The organism is Aestuariibaculum sp. M13 (assembly GCF_024723255.1).
In the GTDB taxonomy this organism is placed as follows: domain Bacteria; phylum Bacteroidota; class Bacteroidia; order Flavobacteriales; family Flavobacteriaceae; genus Aestuariibaculum; species Aestuariibaculum lutulentum.
This window is the reverse complement of sequence record NZ_JANIAC010000005.1, coordinates 118617-142982: the sequence shown is the minus strand read 5'-3', so window position 1 is coordinate 142982 and position 24366 is coordinate 118617. Positions and strand designations below refer to the sequence as shown.

Here is a 24366-nt window from a genome sequence, read left to right as displayed (position 1 = left end):
ACTACTTAGCTACTAATATAGTTATTTATTCTTACAATATTGTGCGGTATTCCGTAAGGTGTAACTTGTTTGGATATGGGGATAAAAACAAACGCCCTTAAAATGGGCGCTTATGTATCATGTTTTTATAAAATTATGGGCTTGTGCAACGGCTACTGGTGTTGTATGTAGGCTTTGTTACCAATATTTCTCAAGTATAATTATGTTGTCATGTTTAATATATCCTAAAATAAAACCTTTTTGTTTGTAATAGGTTGAGTCTAATAGTTTTGTTTTATTATAAGTTATTTTAGACGAGAACCCAAAGCCAGATTCGCCGACTTTAGCTTTAATTAAGCTTTTGTTGTCCTCAAGTTTATTTATTATTTTTTCAAACTCGGTTATATTGTTAACTTTTATGATACTAGTCTCCCAACCATCACTTAGTACTTGGATAAAACTATCTTTATTGATAATCACTCCTGATTTTGGGAAGTCAGTTTGAGTATAAAATTCAAATAATTGCTTGATTCTTTTATTATCAGATTCTTTTACGCTAAAAACTGAGTTTAACCAAAATACAAAGAATAATCCAATAGATGACGTAATCAAAATGGCTGAAATAATAATTTTCTTATGATTTATTTTAATAAAGTTCATTCTTTGTTACTGATTAATTGGCTTACATACAACGTGTATATAAACACACCAGTGTATTTATTTTTATTACACACATCCAAATATACATAAATACCTACAAGAATTTTTCTTAATTTAAGAAAACACCTATTTAATTGAAAAACCTATTTTAGGGGTTTCCTTCGAGTCATATTCGATATTCCTTCGGGAATCCTTCGGTAAAACCCTTATTTTACGAAGAAAACCCGAACCATTCCCGAAGGAAACTCGAATCAAACCCCTATAAAAGGCTAATATCATGCGTTAATTCTTACAATTAAATACAGAAACTAAGGTTTTACGCTCTTAAAAGCCATGTATCTTAACCATAACCGTCTGGTTAACGGTTAACAATCCTTCTTTTTTGATTTGATTAAAAGATAGTGTTTCAAAATATAAAGCACTCGTAACAAAGCATTTCAATTAATAGTCATCCATAACCAATTCTTAATCATATCCGCTCACAGTTCACACTTAACGATTTCTCGATTTATGCCTTCAAAGGCATAGCAAAGCAGTAGTTAAAGCGTAGCAAAGCCCACCTTAAAGTATGACCGTGTTAAAAACACAGAATATGACAAAACTGAATAAAAACCGCATAATCAACTAAAATACACGAAAACAACAATTTTGTACAAAAACAACTAAAATGCATATATTCAACAAAAAATTACATGTTTCGCCATACACTTCCATTAAATATTTCAAAACCCTAGTGCACATAAGCTTACAAAATTTATTATTTCATTTATATTTGTGTCTTATTGCAATGTATGAACCTAACCAATATTAAAAAACAGCTTTTTGCTTTCGAACAAATACCATCGCTATTATATCTTATCAAATGGCTTTTTATTTGTTTGGTATTAGGAGCTCTGGCAGGTAGCGTTTCAGCCTTTTTTCTTACCGCTTTAGAGTGGGCAACCAATTACCGCGAATCTCACTTATGGATTATCTGGTTACTGCCCGTAGGTGGTTTCATTATCGGCTTATCCTATCACCTTTTTGGTAGCAGTGTTGTAAAAGGCAATAACCTGTTACTGGAAGAATTTCATAGCCCTAAAAAAATCATCCCATTTAAAATGGCGCCTTTGGTCCTCTTCGGAACCATTGTTACGCATTTATTCGGGGGTTCGGCTGGTCGTGAGGGTACAGCAGTACAAATAGGTGGTGCTATTGCCGACCAGTTTACCAAAATTTTAAAACTCTCGAAACGCGATAGAAAAATCATTTTAATTGCCGGTATTAGCGCCGGTTTTGCTTCGGTATTTGGTACACCTTTAGCAGGCGGAATCTTCGCGTTGGAAGTGCTTATTTTAGGGCGTTTACGTTTAGATGCCATCATCCCAAGTTTTATGGCTGCCGTATTTGCCGATTATTTTTGCCGGGTTTGGGGCGTACCCCACACCCATTATCACATTGATAGCGTAGCCGAAATGACCCCCATCAATCTGCTATGGGCTTTACTGGCCGGTATCATTTTTGGTCTGGTTGCCATGCTATTCTCTAAATCTACGCACTTTTGGAGCGACCTGTTTAAAAAATATATTAGCTATCCGCCGTTACGTCCTGTAATTGGTGGTGTGATATTAGCTATCGCCATTTACTTTATGGGTACGACCAAATACATAGGTTTAGGAATTCCGACTATTGTAGATGCCTTTAGTGTCGACTTAAACTCATACGATTTCCTTCTAAAAGTTCTGTTTACCTCATTTACTTTGGGAGCAGGATTTAAAGGTGGCGAAGTCACGCCTTTATTCTATATTGGCGCCACACTGGGAAACGCATTAATATGGTTCATTCCGCTACCAATGGGCTTATTGGCCGGTATGGGATTTGTAGCCGTATTTGCCGGAGCTACCAACACCCCAATTGCGTGTACGATAATGGGTATAGAACTTTTCGGAATCGAATCAGGAGTGTTTATCGCTCTGGCCTGCAGTACGGCCTATTTATTTTCCGGACATTCCGGAGTGTATGCCTCGCAGATTATAGGAAGTCCTAAAAACAATTATTATTTACGTGAAAAAGGTCTGCATCTATCTGATGTGGAAGACCGTCGCGACCAGAATAAACCAAAATAAAATATATACATATCTATGAAATCCTTCTCCCTTCACCTTTGTATTTTAACTATTCTTATTTCCTCCTTAAATCTTAACGCCTCAACAGTAGACGACTGGGGAGCTACCGGACATCGTGTGGTTGGCGAAATTGCTCAAAAATATTTAAAAGGAAAAGCGAAACGTGAAGTCAACCGTTTGCTGAAACAACATTCTTTAGCGTTTGCCTCGACCTATGGCGACGACATAAAATCAGACAAAGCATACGACAAATATTATACCTGGCATTATGTAAATATGCCTTTCAACCAAACTTATGAAACTTCAGAAAAAAACCCTGAAGGTGATTTAGTTACAGGAATTGAAGCTTGTAAAAACGTGTTGTTAGATAATAATACTACTGATGAAGATAAAGTCTTCCATTTAAAAATGCTTATTCACCTTATAGGTGATCTACACCAGCCAATGCATGTGGGATTAGCTGAAGATAAAGGCGGAAATGATTTCAAACTACAATGGTTTTACAAAGACAGCAACCTGCACCGCGTATGGGATTCAGATATGATTGAAGATTATAAAATGGGCTATGATGAATTGGCTGACAATGCCGATGTATTATCTAAAAATCAAATAAAAGCCATTCAGGAAGGTTCTGTTATAGATTGGGTGAACGAAACCCACGACATTACTAAAAAAGTCTACGCTTCTGTTGAACCCAACGAAAACTTAAGATACCGTTATTCTTACGATCATTTTAAAACGGTTAGAAGTCAGTTACAAATAGCTGGTATTCGTTTAGCGAAAATATTGAACGATATTTTTTAAAACAACCAACTGCTTAAAACATAAAAAGCCGTCTTGGACTAACAACAAGACGACTTTTTATTCTACAACACCTGAAACAACTTTAATCTACATTATTCTCAAATTTATTAACCAATAAAGGTGTTGCTTTATTTGTCATTTGCTGTATTACTCTGTGCATCCAAATCAAACAAACTGCCGATAGTATGAGCATAAGTATCCAGCAACTCGACCAAAGTCCTGTGCCTTCCAGTAAGTACCCAAACAAAATAGGACAAAAGAAACCTCCTAAACCTCCAAGTACACCAACCATACCTCCTACGACACCAACTTCTTCCGGAAAATAATCAGGAATATGTTTATATACAGCAGCTTTTCCTATTCCCCAAACCGATCCTATTATTATGGCAATAATGGCGAAGATCCACACGTTAGCCTGAAAGTAAATATGAGTTTTCCCTTCGGCCAGCAATTCTTTTTTATTCACCTGATCGCCTTTCTTTACTCGTACCTGTTGCCAGGATTCCTTAACTGGGAAAACCCTAAACTCATCATTAGCATGAGCCAATTCTTTTGAACGCTGTATTACAGGATAGGTTATATTGTTAACCACAATATGCGTATCGCTTACCTCAGTAACTTCTCCTGAGCCTTTCGCCATAATGCCTTTTCCTGCAGCGTAAATATCCATTCTGGGGATAATCAACGCCGAACTTAACACCACCGATGTTCCTAACACCCAGTACATCACTTTTCTGGCTCCAAACTTATCGGATAACCAGCCACCAAAAGCTCTGATTACTCCTGATGGCAAACTAAAACATGAGGCTAATAGTCCTGCTGTGGCCAAATCCAGAGCATACACATTGGTGTAATATGGCACGAGCCATCCTGCGAAAGCCACAAAGCAACCAAACACTAAAAAGTAATACAACCCAAATCGCCAGACGCGTACACTCTTAAGCGGTTGTAACATGCCTGAGAGGCTTTTTGTACTTGATGCCGGTTTCTTATTGGTCGTCGTTAAAAAGAATATAATCGCCATCAATACTAAACATGCGGCGTAAATTCGTGGCATCATTCGCCACCCCTCTAAATTGGTTTTGCCATCGGTTAAATAATTTAAAAGTTTTGGTCCTATTAAGGTTGTGATGGCTGCTCCAGCGTTACCAGCTCCAAAAATCCCCAGGGCAATGCCTTGTTTTTCTTTAGGATACCATATTGAGGAAAAGGCAATACCTACTGCAAAGCTGGCACCTGTGATACCAAACCCCAGACTGCATAAAGCAAACGACCAGAACCCATTGGCATAAGACAAAAGATACATTGGTATGGCGCAAATTAAAAGCAAGCCAGCAAATACCGGTTTACCTCCTAACTTATCTGTTAAAATTCCTGCCGGTAAACGAAATATAGCGCCTGTTAGCACTGGAATACCTATTAGCCATCCTATTTCTACAGCACTCCAGTCGAACACCTGATTATCTGCGAGAAACGTTACCAGAATACCATTTAACAGCCATGCTGCAAAACAGAATGTAAATGCCAGAGTATTAATAAACAATGTCTTATTTGCGCCTTGTGTTACTTTCATACCAATGTATTTTAAAACCTAAAACAGAAATACGTATTTATTACGTAACTGACGCAAATATATAAGTATAAATACTTAGAAACAAATAAAAAACCTAATAATTTTAAGTCAAAAATGAATAAAACCTGCGAAACAGCAGTAAAAACAATGGTTTTAGGAAGTTGTTAAAATTTACGACCTACGTAAAAAATACGTAGTTTTAATTTTGTAATTGGTAAAAAAAAGTGGTTTAGGTTGGTAATTCAGACAAAGCCTGTGCTTTAATCCGTTTACGAGACGCACGCGCAAAAAGTGTTTGGAGTACAATAGAAAGCACAATGAAACTTAAACCAATCCAAAAGGATAAGGTAAAATCGGCGGCTTCTTTAAAAATAATAGCCGAAAGTATAATGGTATAAATAGGCTCTAAATTAAAGCTTAAGTTCACAGTAAACGAGCTGATATGGCGCAAGGCATTATTCAGTAACAAACACAGTAATACCGTACAGAACAGGGACAGGATTAATAAATACCCCAAATCTGAGGTATTTGGAAATTGAAACACAAAATCGGTAACCTGAGTAAACAAAAGAATAATACATCCTAATCCTATAAACCCGCCAACCATTTGAAACGTAGTTACCTTAAGCGTATCATGTCTATGAATAAAACGCTCATTAAAAATGGTAAATACCGATATAAATATTGAAGAAATAACCCCCAGCGCAATACCTAGCCTATACGAACTATCGAAACCAAAAATTAAAGCAATCCCTATTAAGCTAAGGGTACTTAAGCCTAAATTCCGAATAGAGAAGCCCTTTCGGTTTATTAAAGGTTCCAATATAGCCGTAAAAAAACTGGTGAGACAAAAGCACAAAATACCCAACGACACGGTTGAGGCTTTAATACTTCCGAAAAAGAACACCCAATGCAAAGCCAGTAACACCCCATTTGCTAACATGAGTCCATTCGTTTTACTCCAGAATGGCACATTGGTTTTGCGACGCTGTAAATACTTCAGCAAAATAAGTAATACTGCAGATGAAAATAATACACGGTAAAACACCAACAGCATTTCATTAAGCGTTACCAGTTTACCAAACAAACCAGTAAAGCCAGCTAAAATAATAGCAATATGCAATTCTAAATACGACCTGTTCATTTAAAGATAAATTACCGGGCTAATTTAGCCGATTAAAACCAATAAAAAAATCCCTTCCCAAATTAATGGAAAGGGATGAGTAAAGAGCGTTCGGATTACAGAAAAGTAACCAACCAAATTTTAACCCTAACTTAAAGTTATTCCCGTATTCTTACTTGACTCTCTACTATATCTTTAATCGGTATTACCAATTTCCCTGTTAATGTTTTTATGGTAATGGAAGTATTATCAATGCGCTCGACCTCACCTTTAATATCGTTAAACTCTATAACCTGTCCTATTTCATAAGTCTTTCTGGCATAAAACGCCCTTAGTAAATCGTTTACCACACGTTGTGCTCCCAAACCGAAAGCAATAGCAAATGCCAGTAAAAAGGCCGCTAAAATCATGGTAATATTACTTGTAATGATCTCTGTGTCTACCCCTGCCTGATTTAATGCGGTAATAGATATAAAAACAAGTAATACTAAAAATACCACCTGACTGATAAATTTAGCACCAGACATATCCATAGAATCAAAAAAAGACTGAATCCCCTTTTTAATAAAATTAGCTAGTAGTAAACCAATGGTAAATATGATTAACGCCGAAAATAACTGCGGAATGTATCTCAAAAAGTTTCTGATTTCCTCTGAAACTATGGTAAGATTTAAAATATCGGTGATTACGATAACAATAATTAAATACATCACCCATTTCACAAACTTGGTTATAATGCCAATAACATCGAAATTCAATTGGCTACTTCCCAAGAACTGAATTTCATTTAGTTTATCATCTAACTTATCGGCTTTAGCAAACTTGAGTCCTCGTCTAACAACAAAAACAATAAGCTTAATACTTAACCATCCTATAATTAGAACAGCCAATGCACCGAGTAAATTAGGCACCACTTTAGCCACTTCATTTGTCATAGTTGATAATGAATGCATTACATTATCATTCCATTCCGTTAATTTATCCATGTTTTATTTTTAGCGTTAGGTTTTATTTGGTTTAGTGATCTTTTACATTTTCTTTTTTCTTTGTTTTACGGTCTGTTCTATAACTTTAGCAATATCGAAAGAGAACAAACTCGCCATTTCCATAAGTAGCTTGGCCACGGCGATATCGTTCATCACCTTAGACTTAAGTTCCGGGGGGACTTCTTTTAGGGGCTTATTTATATATTGAAACGGATTATCCATTATCAAAATTCATTATATACTGTTAAAAGCTTTTCCTTGGCACGTTTAATTCTCATTTTAACCGCACTCTCACCAATTCCTAACACACTCTCAATTTCTTTAATTGTCAAGAAATCTTGATACTTTAGGAGTAAAATCATTTTCTCATCAGGAGAAATTAAGTTCAATGCATCTTTTAGTTTCTCTACCTTCATCTGGCTAAAATCCTCGTCGTAATGATCATCGGTAATATTTTCAATATCGTAATGATCTACCGCCTGCTTTTCTATTTTTTTAGCCGTATTTCTCGTTATATAATTGACACAATGGTTATACGTAAACGCATATAACCATGTTGAAAATTTTGAACTTCCTTTAAAACTAGACAACTTCACAAAAAGCTTTAAAAATACATCCTGAGTTAAATCTTTTGCTTCATCTTCATCTTTTGAAAAACTTAAACATTTGTTATAAACTAGCGTCGCATACCTATCATAGAGCACTTCAAATAATAGCGTGTCATTGGTTTTAACAATGGCGCGAACAAGATCCTCATCTGGTAAACTGGTACTAATATTGTTGATTTTCAAGGTGCGCTTGCTGCTATTTTATTACTTTCTTTTTAAATGAGACACAACCCAAGAGGATAAGTCACTCTATTTTGAAAAAAATTACAAAAAAAATGCAACCTCCATAAAAGTTACTTTCTTTTTCATCTATTTATTGACATATATCAATTTACAGTCATTATATAAGTGATTTATCTTACATAAAAACCAACCTAGATAAAAACAAAAAAGCCCTTCTACTTAAAAAGTAAAAGGGCTTATATATTTATTTTGAAATGGTAATTACATGTGTAACGCTCTATCTTCAGTAGCTGCTAATGCTGCTTCTTTAATAGCCTCTGTAAATGTCGGGTGTGCGTGAGACATACGAGAAACATCTTCAGCTGATGCTCTAAACTCCATAGCTACAACTGCTTCAGCAATCATATCGGCTGCACGAGCACCAACCATGTGTACACCTAAAATTTCATCGGTTTCTTTATCCGCTAATACTTTAACAAATCCGTCGATATCCATACTTGCTCTGGCACGACCTAAAGCACGCATTGGAAAAGATCCGGCTTTGTAAGCTACTCCAGCTTCTTTTAATTGCTCCTCAGTTTTACCTACGGCAGCAACCTCTGGCCATGTGTAAACCACACCTGGAATTAAGTTATAATCGATATGAGGTTTTTGTCCTGCTAATGTTTCAGCTACAAATACACCTTCTTCTTCCGCTTTGTGCGCTAACATCGCTCCTTTAACAACATCTCCAATTGCATAGATGTTTGAAGCACTGGTTTGTAAGTGATCGTTAACTTCAATCTGTCCGCGTTCTGTTAATTTAACGCCTGCAGCTTCAGCATTTAATCCGTCTGTATACGGACGACGTCCTACAGATACTAAACAGTAATCTCCTCTGAATTCTACTTCTTCTCCTTTTTTATTATCAGCCTTTACGATAACCTCATCACCAACACGCTCTACAGATTTCACTTTGTGAGACGTATTGATATTGAATTTTTGTTTCTTTAAAACTTTGTTAAGTTCTTTCGACAAACCTCCATCCATAGTTGGAATGATACGATCCATGAACTCAACAACAGATACTTCTGCTCCTAAACGCTTATATACTTGTCCAAGCTCTAAACCAATAACACCACCTCCAATTACGATTAAGTGTTTTGGAATTTCTTTAAGTTTTAAAGCTTCTGTAGATGTGATAATTCGCTCTTTATCAATATTTATAAAAGGTAAGCTAGATGGCTTACTTCCTGTTGCGATAATACTGTTTTTTGCTTCGATTTCAATAGTTTCTTCGCCTGCAATAGTAATATGCGTAGCGTCTTTAAAACTTCCTAAACCGTGGTAAACATCGATATTGTTTTTCTTCATTAAGAAATCGATACCACCTGTCGTTTGATCAACAACTGCTTGCTTACGAGCAATCATTTTCTCTAAATTCACTTTTACATCTCCAGGGATTTCAATACCGTGCTCTTCGAAATGCTTAACCGCATCTTCATAATGGTGCGACGAATCTAATAATGCTTTACTTGGAATACAGCCTACATTTAAACAAGTTCCTCCTAATGTACTGTACTTTTCTATAAGGGCAGTTTTCATGCCTAATTGTGCGCAACGAATAGCTGCTACATATCCTCCAGGACCCGAGCCGATAACGGCTACATCGTATGAATTCATAAAATTATTTTGATAATCGTTTATTTAAAAGTCGAGAAACAAAAGTACAAATGTTTTATGGGAAGACAATAAAAAACAATTCATTATAAAGTGATTTTATCATTTTTATAACACTAATTATTAATATTTCAAAAAAACAATAACAAGACTATTTTTTTTCAAATAAAACCTAATAAAATCTAAGTATTAATTAAGTATAAATACTTAATAAAATGAATGATTCATCCATTTTTCGTATCTTATATAAATCATTTTAAAATTAACAATAGACATGGATGCACATATTTACAAGAAAATAGAAATTGTTGGCACTTCAGAAAAATCTAGCGATGATGCCATACAAAATGCTTTAGAAAAAGCTTCAAGATCAATTCATAACCTTAGATGGTTTGAAGTTATTGAAACCCGCGGTAATATTGAAGACGGACAGGTAGCCATGTGGCAAGTGACTTTAAAAGTCGGCTTTACTATGAACCCTTAAAATCACCACCAGCTTACCTTTGATAAACATCCTCATATTAAATCAACTAAATAAAAGAATAATATAATTTGGATTTTAGGTAATCTTTGATGCTTCTACAAATCTCAATTTTCGAGTAAATTGTGTAGTTTTGTGCGTGATGCAGAAAAAGATTAACATACAAAATAAGAAAGCCCGTTTCCTTTATGAAATACTTGATAAGTATACCGCAGGAATTGTGCTTACGGGAACCGAAATTAAATCAATACGTAGTAGTAAAGCCTCTATAGCTGAGAGCTTTTGTGAATTTAACCAACGTGGTGAACTTTTCGTAATCAATATGACTATTGAAGAGTACGCCTTTGGAAACTACTACAACCACCGACCAAAAGCCGAACGTAAACTCCTTTTAAACAAACGCGAATTAAAAAAACTTCATAAAGAAGTACAGAGCACAGGGCTTACCATAGTTCCACTTCGTCTGTTTATTAACGATAAGGGATTTGCTAAAATGGATATTGCTCTGGCTCGTGGAAAAAAATTACACGATAAACGCGATACTATTAAAGACCGCGATAATAAACGTGATTTAGACAGAATAAAGAAAGCTTACAAATAAAAACGTAACCTAAAATATTAATGTTTAAGATACGTTTAACAAGATATTAAGAACCAAACGGCTATATTTAAGCTTAATTTTATAACCTTATAGAATGAAAAAACTCATTTTGCTTGCTTTTTTAAGCACTTTATCTATTTCAACTTTTGCTCAGGATGAAGCTCCTAAAGAAGAAAACAAAGAACCTGATTACACACAAAATGTACAAACCATAGACAATATTGTTCGTACATTATATGATGTGATTTCCGGAGATCCTGGAGAAGAACGCAACTGGGATTTATTCAAATTTCTGTTCTATAAAGATGCTAAATTAATTGCTTCAGGAAAAAACCAAATGCGTGAAGCTATGGTTAGCTATATGAATCCGGGCGATTACATTAAAAACTCTGGAAAATGGATGGTTGAACATGGTTTTCATGAAAGAGAAATTCATCGTACTTCCAATACATTTGGCAATATGTCTCAAGTATTCAGCACCTATGAAGCTTATAAAAATAAAGAAGACGAAGAGCCTTTTATGAGAGGCATCAACAGTATTCAATTATATAATGATGGTAAACGTTGGTGGATTATAAATATATACTGGGCAAACGAGTCTCGAAGAACACCAATACCGAGAACATACTTACCAAAGCAAAAATCTTAATATTTATGTTGAAATTAAACAACACTTTAAAATGCTCTATTCTTATGAGCATTTTTTTTTCAGCTACCTCTACTTTTGGTCAAAAAGCTGAACCCATTTTTAAAAACGGTGAGGCTCAAATTATTGAAGCCTTCAGTAATCCTGACAAATGGATTCGACATGATTTATGGGTAGAAACCACTTTCGATTCTGATGGTGATGGTAAACTAGATCGTGTGCATGTAGATGTTACCAGACCATCTCAAACCGAAACTGAGGGGCTAAAACTTCCTGTTATTTACGAATCAAGCCCATACTACGCCGGTGTCGCTCCAGATATTGATGGTATCTTCTGGGATGTTAATCACGAATTAGGTGAAAAACCTAAAGACCATGTACACCCTGAAGTGACCCGAATAGGAAAACGTCCAATTATATCAAATTCTCAAGTTGGCATATGGGTTCCTCGAGGTTATATCGTAGTCCACTCGTCATCTCCCGGAACAGGATTATCTCAAGGCTCTCCAACGGTTGGAGGAGATAATGAGTCATTGGCTCCTAAAGCAGTTATAGACTGGTTAAACGGACGCGCAAAAGGTTATACCGAGCCTTACGGAAATGAAACGATTGAAGCGTACTGGACCACCGGAAAAGTTGGTATGACTGGAACATCATACAACGGAACACTTCCATTAGCAGCCGCAACAACAGGTGTTGAAGGACTGGAAGTCATTATCCCTGTAGCGCCGAATACATCGTATTATCATTATTACCGCTCTAACGGATTGGTACGTTCTCCAGGGGGGTATTTAGGTGAAGATATTGATGTTCTTTATGAATTTATACATAGTGGTGATGAATCAAAAAGAGCACATAACAATCAGTTTGTCAGAGATTCTATTCTTAGAAAATATCAGGATAGAATTACTGGCGATTATAATGATTTTTGGGCAGGTCGCGATTATTTAAACGATATGGCACCGATGAAAGCTGCGTTGTTAATGTCTCACGGATTTAACGATTGGAATGTCATGCCAGAGCACAGTTATAGAATCTATAAAAAAGCTAAAGAAATGGGCTTGGAAACCCAAATCTACTATCATCAAAATGGACATGGCGGACCACCTCCAGTAGGGATGATGAACCGTTGGTTTACACATTATTTATTCGGAATTGATAACGGAGTAGAAAATGAAAGCAACAAAGCATGGATTGTTAGAGAAAACGACAAACAGTCTGAGCCAACAGCTTATGCCGATTTCCCAAATCCTGAAGCTAAGCCAGTAACACTTCATTTAGTTAAAGGAAACCCTGCAAAAGGAAGTTTAAGCGTAAACACATCAAAAAAGCAAGGCAAAGAAACCTTAGTTGATGATGTAAATTTTGACGGTGCTACTTTAGCTAAAGCTGAAAGTTCAAAAAATCGTCTTATTTATATCACCCCTAAACTTTCAAAAGATCTTCATATTTCAGGTGTTCCAAAAGTTACCGTTAAATTGGCAAGTAATAAACCTGCGGCAAACTTATCGGTTTGGTTAGTGTCATTACCTTGGAACGAAGGCAAAGTAAAGATCACCGACAATATTATTACTCGTGGTTGGGCCGATCCTCAAAACCACAAATCCATTCTAGAAAGCGAGCCGTTAAAGCCAGGTAAATTTTATGAAGTGACTTTCGATTTAATGCCTGATGATCAAATTATCAGAGCAGGTCAACAAATCGGCTTAATGATTTTTTCCAGCGACAAAGAATTTACACTGCATCCAAAACCTGGTACTAAATTAACCGTTGATTTAGACGGAACAACGTTAACTTTACCTGTTGTTGGTGGACTTAATGCTTTTGAAAGCGCAACAAAAGAGTAACCTAACAAAAGATGAAATCCTTAATCGCTCTTTCGCTATGCATTTTATCTATCATCTCATGCCACCAAGATATGAAGCCTAATAAAGAACAAATAGAGCTTTGGAAACAGGAGGTTTTAGAAACCGAACACCGTTTTTCCGAAATGGCGCAAAGCGAAGGGATGAACGAAGCATTTCTTTATTTTGCTTCCGATGATGCTATTTTACTTCGTAATGAAAAACTGATTAAAGGTAAATCGGCCATTGCCGAATATATGGTAGATTCAAACTCAAAAGGACTTAAATGGTCGCCCGATTTTGTAGATGTTGCATCATCGGGTGATCTAGCCTATACTTATGGAACATACAGCTATACGCATCCAGACACAACCGGAAAAGACATAATTACAAAAGGCATCTTTCATACGGTATGGCGGCGCCAAAGTAATGGTTCCTGGAAATTTGTATGGGATTAATTTTTATCCTCTAGCAAAGGTACAAAGCGGAATTCTCCAAATTCATGTTGTTCAAATTCTTTAGGACCTTTTCTAATAAATAGGTTCATAATTTGTACATCTTCACCCACAGGAATCACTAACCTACCCCCTACTTTTAACTGGCTTAACAAAGGCTTAGGCACAAATGGCGCACCAGCCGTAACAATAATACCATCAAACGGCGCTTCCTGAGGCAAGCCTTTATAACCATCACCAAAAATGAAGCTTTTAGCTCGGTAGCCCAATTGAGGTAAAAACTTACTGGTTTTTTTAAACAACTCCTGCTGGCGTTCTATAGAATAAACACGAGCTCCCAATTCCAGTAAAACTGCGGTTTGATAACCACTTCCTGTTCCTATTTCAAGAATTTTATCTTCGCGCTTTACATCTAACAATTCGGTTTGGAAAGCTACAGTATAAGGTTGCGAAATGGTTTGGTCTGCTGCAATAGGAAATGCCTTATCGACATACGCATGATCTAAAAAACCAGAATCCATAAAAAGGTGTCTCGGTATTTTACCAATGGCCTTTAATACGGCATCATTTTTTATTCCTTTGTCAATTAACACATTAACCAATTGCTGGCGTAATCCCTTATGTCTAAAAGTATCTTTCAATATTCGCTGGTGTTTGTAAAGGCTAAAATTAGTTAAACATTTTAAAGCTGAAAATAATTTTTATAGAATTTCCGTTGCCTTTCTTTAGTCGAAAATTTATACTAATAATAATGATATTCATACTTTAAATATCTTATTTTTGTTGAAAACCTAATATTATTATGCTAAAAGCCGGTGTACTTGGTGCTGGTCACCTTGGAAAAATACATTTAAAACTTCTAAATCAATCAGATAAATATGAACTTGTTGGTTTCTACGATGCCAACGAGGAAAACGGTAAAAAAGTAGAAGCCGAATTCGGATATAAGTTTTTCAATTCTATAGAGGAATTAATTGATGCTGTAGACGTGGTAGATATTGTAACACCTACCCTTTCTCACTACGATTGTGCCAAACAAGCTATTGCGAAAGGCAAACACATTTTTATAGAAAAACCTATTACCAATACGGTTGAAGAAGCCGAACATATCCGCGAACTTTTAGCCGAAAACAAACTAAGAGGTCAGGTTGGTCATGTTGAGCGATTTAACCCTGCTTTTTTAGCTGTTAAAGACGAAATTAACGCTCCTATGTTTATTGAATCGCACCGCTTAGCGGAATTTAATCCAAGAGGAACCGATGTTCCTGTGGTTTTAGATTTAATGATTCACGATATCGACATTATTTTAAGTGTTGTAAAATCTAAAGTAAAACATATTAGTGCCAGCGGTGTTGCTGTTATCAGCAATTCTCCTGATATTGCCAACGCCCGTATCGAATTCGAAAATGGTTGTGTAGCCAACTTAACAGCAAGTAGAATTTCATTAAAGAAAATGCGTAAAGCACGTTTCTTCCAGAAAGATGCTTACATCTCGGTAGATTTCCTTGAGAAAAAATGTGAAGTCGTAAAAATGAAAGACGCTCCGGAACATCCTGGCGATTTCGATATGGTATTACAAAATGCCGAAGGAGAGAAAAAGCAAATCTACTTCGATAATCCGCCTGTTGCGAATAACAATTCTATTTTAGATGAATTAAATACCTTCGCCGATGCCATTAATAACGACAGAGCACCAATAGTAACATTACACGACGGTACCGAAGCCTTGCGCGTAGCAACTCAAATTATAAATTGCTTTTAACTAAGCAACGTTTTTATACTCATAAATAGTTTGGTATTTTTAATATCAAACTATTTATGCATTTAATAGATAACAAATAGCTTAAAAAATGAAACAGATTGCAGTTATTGGGGCAGGAACCATGGGTAATGGTATTGCTCATGCCTTTGCTCAAAACGGTTTTAAAGTGAATCTTATTGATATTAGCGAAGCTTCTTTAGAAAAAGGCTTATCAACCATTTCAAAGAACTTAGACAGAATGATAGCTAAGAAAGTTATAAATGAAACAGATAAAGCCGAAACCTTATCAAATATTGCAACATTTTTAAGCATTCCTGAAGGCGTCAGACAAACCGATTTGGTTATTGAAGCAGCGACTGAAAATATCGACTTAAAACTGAAAATTTTCAAACAGTTAGATGAAGCTTGCGCCGAAGAAACTATTCTGGCAACCAATACCTCATCTATTTCCATTACCCAAATAGCAGCAGCTACTTCCAGACCTGACAAAGTTATTGGTATGCATTTTATGAATCCGGTGCCTATCATGAAACTGGTTGAAGTGATTCGTGGTTACAACACCAGCGATGTTGTTACCGAAACTATCATGACACTTTCAGCTGATTTAGGAAAAACTCCGGTTGAAGTAAACGATTATCCAGGGTTTGTTGCGAACCGTATATTAATGCCCATGATTAACGAATCTATTGAAACCTTATACAATGGCGTTGCAGGAGTTTTTGAAATTGATACAGTGATGAAACTGGGTATGGCACACCCTATGGGACCATTACAACTTGCCGATTTTATTGGGTTGGATGTTTGTCTATCAATTTTAAATGTGATGTACGACGGATTTAAAAATCCGAAATATGCACCATGTCCGTTATTAGTGAATATGGTTCGTGCCGGAAAATTAGGCGTAAAATCCGGGGAAGGATTTTACGATTATTCAGAAAGTAAAAAGGCCGAAACCATATCGATTCAATTCTCTAAATAATATATTGTTTAAAAAATGTCAATACCACAAAATTTAAATCATATAAAATCCGATTTACCTGCACATGTTACCCTTGTAGCGGTATCTAAAACCAAACCTGTTCCTGATTTAATGGAAGCCTACAATGCCGGACAACGCATTTTTGGTGAAAACAAAATTCAGGAAATGGTCGAGAAACACGAGGTGATGCCTAAAGATATTCAATGGCATATGATTGGTCATGTGCAGCGCAATAAAGTTAAATACATGGCGTCTTTTGTGAATTTAATTCATGGTGTCGATAATTTTAAACTTCTGAATGAAATAAACCGACAAGCCGCGAGATACAGAAGAGCCATCAACTGCTTGCTACAAATAAAAATAGCTGAAGAAGACAGTAAATTTGGAATGACAACCGCTGAAGCTTCAGAAATATTGCAATCTGATGACTTTTCAGAATTACAAAATATAAAAATTGTTGGCGTTATGGGTATGGCTACTTTTACTGATAATGAAACTCAAATAAAGCAGGAATTCACCAAATTAAAAGAAACTTTTGATGAATTAAAAGCTATTGAAACTCCAAACTGCAAATTAGAAACCATAAGTATGGGTATGAGTGGTGATTATAAGTTAGCAATTGACTGCGGAAGTACAATGGTTCGGGTTGGAAGTAGTATATTTGGGGAACGAAACTACAACTAAGACATTTCAAGCTTTAAACTTAAGAACATTATTTGTACGCAATATTAGACATAGAAACGACTGGTGGTAAATATAACGAGGAAGGCATTACCGAAATTGCAATCTACAAATATGATGGACATCAAATTGTAGATCAGTTTATTAGCCTTGTTAATCCTGAACGCGAAATACAACCTTTTGTCGTTAACCTTACGGGCATAAACAGTAATATGTTACGCAATGCCCCTAAGTTTTTTGAAGTGGCTAAACGCATTGTTGAGATTACCGAAGATTGTATTTTGGTGGCTCACAATGCCCAGTTTGATTATCGTATATTGTGTACCGAATTCAGACGTTTAGGTTTCGAATATATTCGTCCTTCGTTATGTTCCGTAGAACTTTCTAAACAACTTATTCCGGGACAACCTTCTTATAGTTTAGGCAAATTGGTAAGATCTTTAGGGATTCCTGTAAGCGATCGCCATAGAGCATCAGGTGATGCATTGGCAACGCTTAAATTGTTTAAACTGTTATTAGATAAAGACACTTCTAAAAGTATCATTCAGCAATCTATTAAACTAAATCCTAAGCATCAGCTTGAACCAAGACATTTAGATATTTTAGCCGATTTACCTTCGGAAACCGGTGTTTATTATATTCATAATGCAGAAGGTAATATCATTTATATTGGCAAGAGTAACAATATAAAAAAACGCGTCAATCAGCATTTTACCAATACCAATAGAAAGTCTAAACAAATTCAGAATTTAGTGGATTCGGTGAGTTATGAAACCACAGGTAGCGAACTTGTAGCGCTTTTAAAGGAAAGTGAAGCGATTAAAAACATTAAACCTAAATTTAATCGTGCACTCCGTAGAACGCGTTTTACTCATGCCCTTTACAGCTTTACTGACGATAAGGGGTATATTAATTTAAAAATAGATATTGCAGACGGTCGTAAAAAACCCATAACCACGTTTAGCAACAGAGACAGCGGTAAAAGTTTTATAAACCACGCCGTTGAAGAATATAAACTTTGCCAGAAACTAACCGGCATATACCAAACCAAAACCAGTTGTTTTAATTACGATATAAAACAGTGTGAAGGCGCTTGCATTGGCAAAGAATCTCCCGAAAATTATAACGATCGTGTTTCTAAATTAATAGCTAAAAACAGTTACACTAACCAAAACATGGTTATTATAGACAGAGGTCGTGATATTGACGAGCGCAGTGCTATTTTAATTGAAAATGGCGTATTTAAAGGTATCGGTTTTTATAATCTAAACTACCAGATTAATAATATTGAGATTCTTCAATCTATTATTACTCCAATGCAGAATAATAGAGACACGCAACATATTATTCAAAGTTATTTAAGAAAGAATAAGAAACTAAAAACAATTTTGTTTGATTAATTAATTTTCAGAACTTTAACAGTACCGATTAAACTGTTATGACACGAAAATTAATTAAAATCCTAACGCTCTTTATAAGTCTGTGTGGTTTTTCTCAGGAATATTATAATACTCAAGGGTATGATGTTACCTATGAAGACTTAAAGGGCTCCAGTTATGAAGCAGATTCTGAAGCCAATGCCTTAATCATTTACGAATCTGTTCAAGTTTCTACAGATATTGATTTTGAATTTAAAGATCGTATCTATTTTATTAGAAAAGTTATTCGAAAAATTAAGATTTTAAATGAATCTGGGTTGAGTAACGCCATACATTATATTTCTTTATACAATAATGAACTAGCTAGTGAAAAAGTTGAAAATATTAGAGTTATTACCCATAATATGGAGAATAATGAAATTATTGAAACCAAATTGAATAAGGACCTGATTAAAAACGAAAAACATAATAAACATAGGTCTTCACTAATCTTAAATCCACAAAATGTTAAAATTGGCTCTGTAATAACCTATAATTATACTATTAAATCTCCTTTCTTGACACATCTTAACGGTTGGCAGTTTCAAGAAGACATTCCTAAATTATACAGTAAATTAGAGTTAAGTATTCCCGAAAATTTTGAATATGACGTTAAAATTTATGGAGATATCTATTTAACCGATTCTAACACTTTAATTAAACCAAAATGCTTCGCCATTCAAAACACCATTCCAACGGTTTTGGCAAACAGTCCTTATTTGTATATCGATTGTTTTGATTCTTATTACATAATGAAAAATATTCCTGCCTTTAAAGAAGAGGCCTATACTCTATCTAAAAGAAGTTCTGTGGCTCGAATTGAATTCGAATTAAAGCAATTTACATCTGTTTCTGGTAAGGTTACTGATTATACAAAATTCCACAAAGATTTTGATGACGAGGTAATTCAAAGTAAAATTACAGGCAGACAATTAACACAATCTCAAGTCAATAAAATTTTACCCGATAAAATCCTATCTGAAACCAATAAACTAATTAAAGCCAAAGAAATCTATAATTTTATTCAGAAAAACTACAATTGCAATGGAGTTAACAATATCGTTGAAGATTTTTCCCTAAATAACGTTATTGACAATAAATCTGGCAATGCTCAATCCATAAATCTATTACTATTAAATGCATTAAATGAAGCCGATATAAAAGCTAAACCTGTAATATTATCTACAAGAGATAACGGGTTAGTTTCAAAAATCAACTTCGATTTATCTGATTTCAATTATTTGCTTGCTGAAGTCGAACTTAATAAAAAGACGTATTTGTTAGACGCTTCAAATCCCTATTTAGCCTTTGGTGAAATCCCTTTTAAATGCCTTAACCAATATGGTATGGGCCTAAACTCTAAAAACAATAATGAATGGATAGATATCGATCCCCTTTTTACAACAAATCAACTATACAATTTAGAAATCAATATCGATAAGGACCAGAATGTAAAAGGAACTGTAGCCTGTAAAAAAACTGGGTATCATGCCTTAAATTCTAAACAAAATTATTTTAACGACGAGCCATCGTACTTTAAGAATTTAACAGAAAGTTTTCCTGATAAAACAATTTCAGATTTTGCAGTTAGCACTTTAAAAGAGGATGTAAATCTTAAAGAAACTTACAACATAACTTACACTGTTCAAACAGACAATAATACAGTTACTATTAACCCGTTCTTGATTAAATATCTTGATGACATCCCTTTAAAATCAGAAAACAGAATATACCCCATAAACTTTGGTTTCAAAGATAATTACCTATACATGTTTCAATTAAATTTTAATGACAGCTATTCCATAAAGCAAATTCCTGAAAAATTAATACTGGAATTACCTGACAAAAGTGGAACCATGGTGTTATCAAGCAAAGTAATAGGCAACTCTGTAAATTTAATTTTTAAAATTAATTTTAATCAGGCAATTTACCAACCTGATTATTATCAATCAATTAAAGAATTTCTTAATGAATTGATTAGAATTCAAGAAAATTCAAACATCATTCTTGAAAGAAAACAACTATAATTTTATATTTTAGTTTAAAAACAATCACATTTATAACTAAATGACAAAATTTACGATTGCCCTGATTTTACTTTTAAATCTTTATTGTTTTGCTCAAGAAAATTATTACCCTTACAGTTTTAACGTAAAACCTGAAGATGTAAAAGCTGCGGCTTTTTCAAAAGACTCAACTGCAAATGCCTTAATTATTTATGAAAGAGGAAATAGTTATGTAGACAACGAGGATTTTGAATTAAAAACAGAAATAGAATGCAAATTAAAGATTTTAAATCGTGAGGGCTTTGATGAAGCTACCATTGTTATCCCCTTATATAAAAACAAAGACAATTCTCAAAAAGTCTTTGATATATTAGCATCCACGCATAACATTATTTCTGGTGATAAAATTGAAGAAACAACTTTAAGCAAAAAAGACATTCACAACGAAGAATACAACGAAAACTACAATTTGGTAAAATTCACCTTACCTAACATAAAGGAAGGTTCTGTTATTACTTACAGCTACAAAATTACATCTCCATTCATGTTTAATTATAAAGGATGGAACTTTCAAGGTGACATTCCCAAACTATATAGCGAATACAACACAAGTGTTCCTGCTAACTGGCAATACCACATAAAACTTATAGGTGGTAAAAAATTAATGACCAACGAATCTAAAATTGCTAAACATTGTTTAACAACTTTTAATGGCGGTGTTGCCGACTGTACCATATCTAAATACGCTATGAAAGATATTCCTGCTTTCATAGAAGAAGACTACATGACATCAAAACATAATTATTTAGCTCGTATTGAATACGAATTAAAGAGTTTTAAAAATTTCACTGGAGCTGTAAATCATTATACAAAATCCTGGGATGATGTTGATGATGAACTTAAAAAGGAAAAAAGTGTAGGTCGTCAAATACTAAAATCTATTGATGCCACAGAATTTCTTCCAGAAACAATTATTAATGAAACTGATATATTAAAAAAGGCTAAAGCCATCTACTATTTTGTTCAGGAAAATTACACATGGGATGGCAAGTACAGTATTTATAACGATGAGTTGTCTGTAAAAGAATTAATTAAAAACAAATCCGGCAACGTTTCATCTATCAATATTTTACTTCATAATTTACTTGATGCCTCTGGAATAGAGGTAAAACCTATAATCATGTCTACGCGCGAAAATGGTTTTGCTACAAAAGAAATACCTGTAATTTCAGATTTTAACTATTTAACAGTTCAAGCTATTGTCGACAATAACACTTACTTCTTAGATGCTACAGAACGTTATTTAACTTTTGGTGAAATTCCTTTTAGATGTTTAAATGGTTACGCTCGTCTATTAGACTTTAAAAGTGGTAGTTCCTGGATTGATATAAATCCTATAAGAACGACCTATACCATGTACAACACCGAGCTAAATTTTGATGATGAGAAAAACCTGATTGGAGAAGTAAAACGAAAATCGTCTGGATATCATGCCTTGTATTCCAAGGAGCGTTATTTTCCAAATAAAAACTCATACGTAGATGAACTTTCCAATTCACTACCCAACACTGAAATTTCAGACTATAATTTAATCTCTGAAGATAAAACCAGTGATAACTTTTATGAAACCTATAACATCCAGTACAAAACCGAACAAATTGGAGACAACATCTATTTAAATCCCTTTTTCGATAAGTTTACTTCCGAAAATCCCTTTAAACTTCAAGAGCGCACCTACCCGGTTGACTTTGGGTATAGAACAAATTATATGTATTCTTTTAAAATTAATTTAGGTGATAAATATACTTTGCTTGAAAAACCACAAGACACAAATCTTTCACTTCCAAGCAACGCTGGTCAGCTTATATTTACATCTGAATTAGTAGACAACTCAATAAATTTAATTTTAAAATTCAACTTAAAATCACCTGCATATCCCCCAGAATTTTATCCTTATCTTAAAGAGATTTTTAACAAATTGGTCGATATTCAACAAAATTCCATTTTTGTCTTAAAATCAAATAGCTAATCTTTTCTTATTTTTGAATTAATGGATAAACCACAAGACAAAAACTGGCGCACAAAACTTCATGAAATTATATATGAAGCCGACACGCCTGCCGGTAAACTATTCGATGTGGTTTTACTCATCGTAATTTTAGCCAGTATTTTACTGGTTATGTTGGAAAGCGTAAAGAGTATAGACAGTAAATATCATACTATTCTTAATATATCTGAGTGGGTTATCACCATCCTATTTAGTATTGAGTATATTGCCAGAATTGTAACTGTTAGAAAACCTTTTAAATATATTTTTAGTTTCTATGGTATAATCGATTTATTATCGACCATACCAAAATATATTTCTCTGTTTTTTGGAGGCATTCATGCTCTAGCCGCACTCAGGGCATTGCGTTTGTTACGTATTTTTAGAATTCTGAAGTTGGCTCGTTATCTGGGTGCTTCCTTACGTTTACTTTCGGCATTGCGGGCAAGTCGTGCCAAAATTTCTGTATTTCTATTTACAGTCGTTATCATTGCAATTATTCTGGGAACAATAATGTATTTGGTTGAAGGTGAAGAAAACGGCTTTTCCAACATTCCTAAAAGTGTTTATTGGTGTATTGTAACGCTTACTACGGTGGGATTTGGAGACATTGCTCCACAAACACCTCTAGGTCAATTTATTGCGTCTTTGGTTATGATTTTAGGTTATGGTATTATAGCGGTTCCTACAGGAATTGTCTCGGCTGAATATACTAGCCAGATTAAAAAAGATGAAAATGAAGAAGAAAAAGTTAAGCAACCTGTGCACCTGAATACACAAGTTTGTCCAAACTGTTCAACTGAAAAACATAGAGATGACGCGGATTTTTGTTATCATTGCGGCCATAAATTAAACGATGAGTAAATTTCTTATTTCTATAATCGGGCCAACAGCCATTGGCAAAACCGCACTTAGCATTAAACTGGCTAATTACTTTAACACCGAAATTATTTCTGCCGATAGTCGACAGTTTTTTAAAGAAATGCAAATTGGTACAGCAGCCCCAACTACTGAAGAACTGGCTGCTGCAAAACACCATTTTATTCATCATAAATCCATACAGGATAATTACAGTGTAGGTTCTTTTGAAAAGGATGCATTAACCTGTCTGGAAACCCTTTTTAAAAACCACAATGTCGTTATTATGGTAGGTGGCTCAGGACTTTATGTCGATGCCGTAACCAAGGGGTTAGACGATTTTCCGGATGTTGATGCTTCCATTCGAAATTCATTAAACGCTGATTTAGAGACTAAAGGATTGACTTATTTACAAGAGCAATTAAAATCCTTAGACCCTGTTACCTACAATACGATTGCCATTGATAATCCGCATCGGGTAATTCGAGCACTGGAAATTTGCATTGGTACAGGACAACCATACTCTTCATTCTTAAATAAAAAAGAAAACGAAAGACCCTTTAAAACCATTACCATAGGATTATCTGCCGATAGGGAAATCATTTACGATCGCATAAACAGACGTGTCGATATCATGATGAAAGAAGGCTTATTAAACGAAGTTAAAAACCTGCTACCCTATAAAGATTTAAATGCCCTAAATACGGTTGGCTACAAGGAAATTTTCAACTATTTAGAAGGAAAATGGGATTTAGACTTTGCTGTTTCAGAAATTAAAAAGAACAGCAGACGTTTTGCCAAGAGACAGCTTACCTGGTTTAAGAAAACTGAAAAGACTTTGTGGTTTGATTATGAAACTGCTGTAGAAAAGATTATAGCATCTTGTAAAGAACAAATTAAAGAGTAAA

Annotated in this window: 22 protein-coding genes; 15 read left to right on the top strand and 7 right to left on the bottom strand. The window is 34.7% G+C overall.

Annotation, left to right across the window (positions count from 1 at the left end):
• Positions 1-177 precede the first annotated feature (177 nt).
• Positions 178-639, bottom strand: a complete 462-nt coding sequence (locus tag NO995_RS16035; protein ID WP_258228377.1) for a hypothetical protein — start codon at positions 637-639, stop codon at positions 178-180.
• Positions 640-1430: 791 nt separating this feature from the next.
• Between NO995_RS16035 and NO995_RS16030 the strand changes: the two genes are divergently transcribed.
• Together NO995_RS16030 and NO995_RS16025 are read left to right on the top strand one after the other, a co-directional pair.
• Positions 1431-2744, top strand: coding sequence for a voltage-gated chloride channel family protein (locus NO995_RS16030; protein ID WP_258228376.1), 1314 nt, complete (start codon positions 1431-1433; stop codon positions 2742-2744).
• Positions 2745-2759: 15 nt separating this feature from the next.
• Entirely contained in the window at positions 2760-3548 is a 789-nt protein-coding gene (locus tag NO995_RS16025; protein WP_258228375.1) for a S1/P1 nuclease, read from the top strand.
• 82 nt (positions 3549-3630) lie between these two features.
• Here the strand turns inward: NO995_RS16025 and NO995_RS16020 are convergent, their stop codons facing one another.
• From NO995_RS16020 to lpdA, 5 genes are all read right to left on the bottom strand, one after another.
• The gene (locus NO995_RS16020; protein WP_258228374.1) at positions 3631-5121 is read right to left on the bottom strand and encodes a nitrate/nitrite transporter; all 1491 of its coding nucleotides are present in this window, start codon (positions 5119-5121) and stop codon (positions 3631-3633) included.
• Between the two features lie 229 nt (positions 5122-5350).
• Positions 5351-6265, bottom strand: coding sequence for a DMT family transporter (locus NO995_RS16015; RefSeq protein ID WP_258228373.1), 915 nt, complete (start codon positions 6263-6265; stop codon positions 5351-5353).
• 137 nt (positions 6266-6402) lie between these two features.
• The gene (locus tag NO995_RS16010; protein WP_258228372.1) at positions 6403-7230 is read right to left on the bottom strand and encodes a mechanosensitive ion channel domain-containing protein; all 828 of its coding nucleotides are present in this window, start codon (positions 7228-7230) and stop codon (positions 6403-6405) included.
• Positions 7231-7454: 224 nt separating this feature from the next.
• The gene (locus NO995_RS16005; RefSeq protein WP_240573304.1) at positions 7455-8021 is read right to left on the bottom strand and encodes an RNA polymerase sigma factor; all 567 of its coding nucleotides are present in this window, start codon (positions 8019-8021) and stop codon (positions 7455-7457) included.
• Positions 8022-8282: 261 nt separating this feature from the next.
• On the bottom strand, positions 8283-9683 hold the full coding sequence (lpdA, locus tag NO995_RS16000) for a dihydrolipoyl dehydrogenase (RefSeq protein ID WP_258228371.1): 1401 nt from the start codon (positions 9681-9683) through the stop codon (positions 8283-8285).
• A gap of 271 nt (positions 9684-9954) precedes the next feature.
• Here lpdA and NO995_RS15995 point away from each other — a divergent pair, with 271 nt between their 5' ends.
• The 5 genes from NO995_RS15995 (at position 9955) to NO995_RS15975 (ending at position 13710) form a co-directional block, all read left to right on the top strand.
• Positions 9955-10164, top strand: coding sequence for a dodecin (locus NO995_RS15995; RefSeq protein WP_240573306.1), 210 nt, complete (start codon positions 9955-9957; stop codon positions 10162-10164).
• Positions 10165-10303: 139 nt separating this feature from the next.
• The gene (gene smpB / locus NO995_RS15990; protein WP_258228545.1) at positions 10304-10762 is read left to right on the top strand and encodes an SsrA-binding protein SmpB; all 459 of its coding nucleotides are present in this window, start codon (positions 10304-10306) and stop codon (positions 10760-10762) included.
• Between the two features lie 94 nt (positions 10763-10856).
• Positions 10857-11411 (top strand): hypothetical protein, encoded by a 555-nt coding sequence (locus NO995_RS15985; protein ID WP_258228370.1) that lies wholly within the window; start codon positions 10857-10859, stop codon positions 11409-11411.
• A 44-nt stretch (positions 11412-11455) separates the two neighbouring features.
• Positions 11456-13255, top strand: a complete 1800-nt coding sequence (locus tag NO995_RS15980) for a Xaa-Pro dipeptidyl-peptidase (RefSeq protein ID WP_258228369.1) — start codon at positions 11456-11458, stop codon at positions 13253-13255.
• Positions 13256-13266: 11 nt separating this feature from the next.
• Positions 13267-13710 carry a nuclear transport factor 2 family protein gene (locus NO995_RS15975; RefSeq protein WP_258228368.1) on the top strand — a complete coding sequence of 148 codons (444 nt, stop codon included), beginning with the start codon at positions 13267-13269 and terminating at the stop codon, positions 13708-13710.
• On the opposite strand, the gene NO995_RS15970 is transcribed toward NO995_RS15975, so the two are convergent.
• Positions 13707-14348, bottom strand: coding sequence for a protein-L-isoaspartate(D-aspartate) O-methyltransferase (locus NO995_RS15970; RefSeq protein WP_240573311.1), 642 nt, complete (start codon positions 14346-14348; stop codon positions 13707-13709). The two genes, NO995_RS15975 and NO995_RS15970, sit on opposite strands and share 4 nt — an antisense overlap.
• A gap of 161 nt (positions 14349-14509) precedes the next feature.
• Here NO995_RS15970 and NO995_RS15965 point away from each other — a divergent pair, with 161 nt between their 5' ends.
• The 8 genes from NO995_RS15965 (at position 14510) to miaA (ending at position 24365) form a co-directional block, all read left to right on the top strand.
• Positions 14510-15469 carry a Gfo/Idh/MocA family protein gene (locus tag NO995_RS15965; RefSeq protein ID WP_258228367.1) on the top strand — a complete coding sequence of 320 codons (960 nt, stop codon included), beginning with the start codon at positions 14510-14512 and terminating at the stop codon, positions 15467-15469.
• An 88-nt stretch (positions 15470-15557) separates the two neighbouring features.
• On the top strand, positions 15558-16448 hold the full coding sequence (locus NO995_RS15960; protein ID WP_258228366.1) for a 3-hydroxyacyl-CoA dehydrogenase family protein: 891 nt from the start codon (positions 15558-15560) through the stop codon (positions 16446-16448).
• A gap of 15 nt (positions 16449-16463) precedes the next feature.
• Positions 16464-17132, top strand: a complete 669-nt coding sequence (locus tag NO995_RS15955) for a YggS family pyridoxal phosphate-dependent enzyme (RefSeq protein ID WP_258228365.1) — start codon at positions 16464-16466, stop codon at positions 17130-17132.
• 32 nt (positions 17133-17164) lie between these two features.
• Positions 17165-18529, top strand: coding sequence for an exonuclease domain-containing protein (locus NO995_RS15950; RefSeq protein WP_240573315.1), 1365 nt, complete (start codon positions 17165-17167; stop codon positions 18527-18529).
• Positions 18530-18567: 38 nt separating this feature from the next.
• Positions 18568-20574 (top strand): DUF3857 domain-containing protein, encoded by a 2007-nt coding sequence (locus NO995_RS15945; protein ID WP_258228364.1) that lies wholly within the window; start codon positions 18568-18570, stop codon positions 20572-20574.
• 40 nt (positions 20575-20614) lie between these two features.
• Positions 20615-22582, top strand: coding sequence for a transglutaminase domain-containing protein (locus tag NO995_RS15940; RefSeq protein WP_258228363.1), 1968 nt, complete (start codon positions 20615-20617; stop codon positions 22580-22582).
• Between the two features lie 21 nt (positions 22583-22603).
• Entirely contained in the window at positions 22604-23464 is an 861-nt protein-coding gene (locus NO995_RS15935) for an ion transporter (RefSeq protein WP_258228362.1), read from the top strand.
• The gene (gene miaA, locus NO995_RS15930) at positions 23457-24365 is read left to right on the top strand and encodes a tRNA (adenosine(37)-N6)-dimethylallyltransferase MiaA (protein WP_258228361.1); all 909 of its coding nucleotides are present in this window, start codon (positions 23457-23459) and stop codon (positions 24363-24365) included. Before NO995_RS15935 ends, miaA begins: the two co-directional genes overlap by 8 nt.
• Position 24366: the final 1 nt, after the last annotated feature.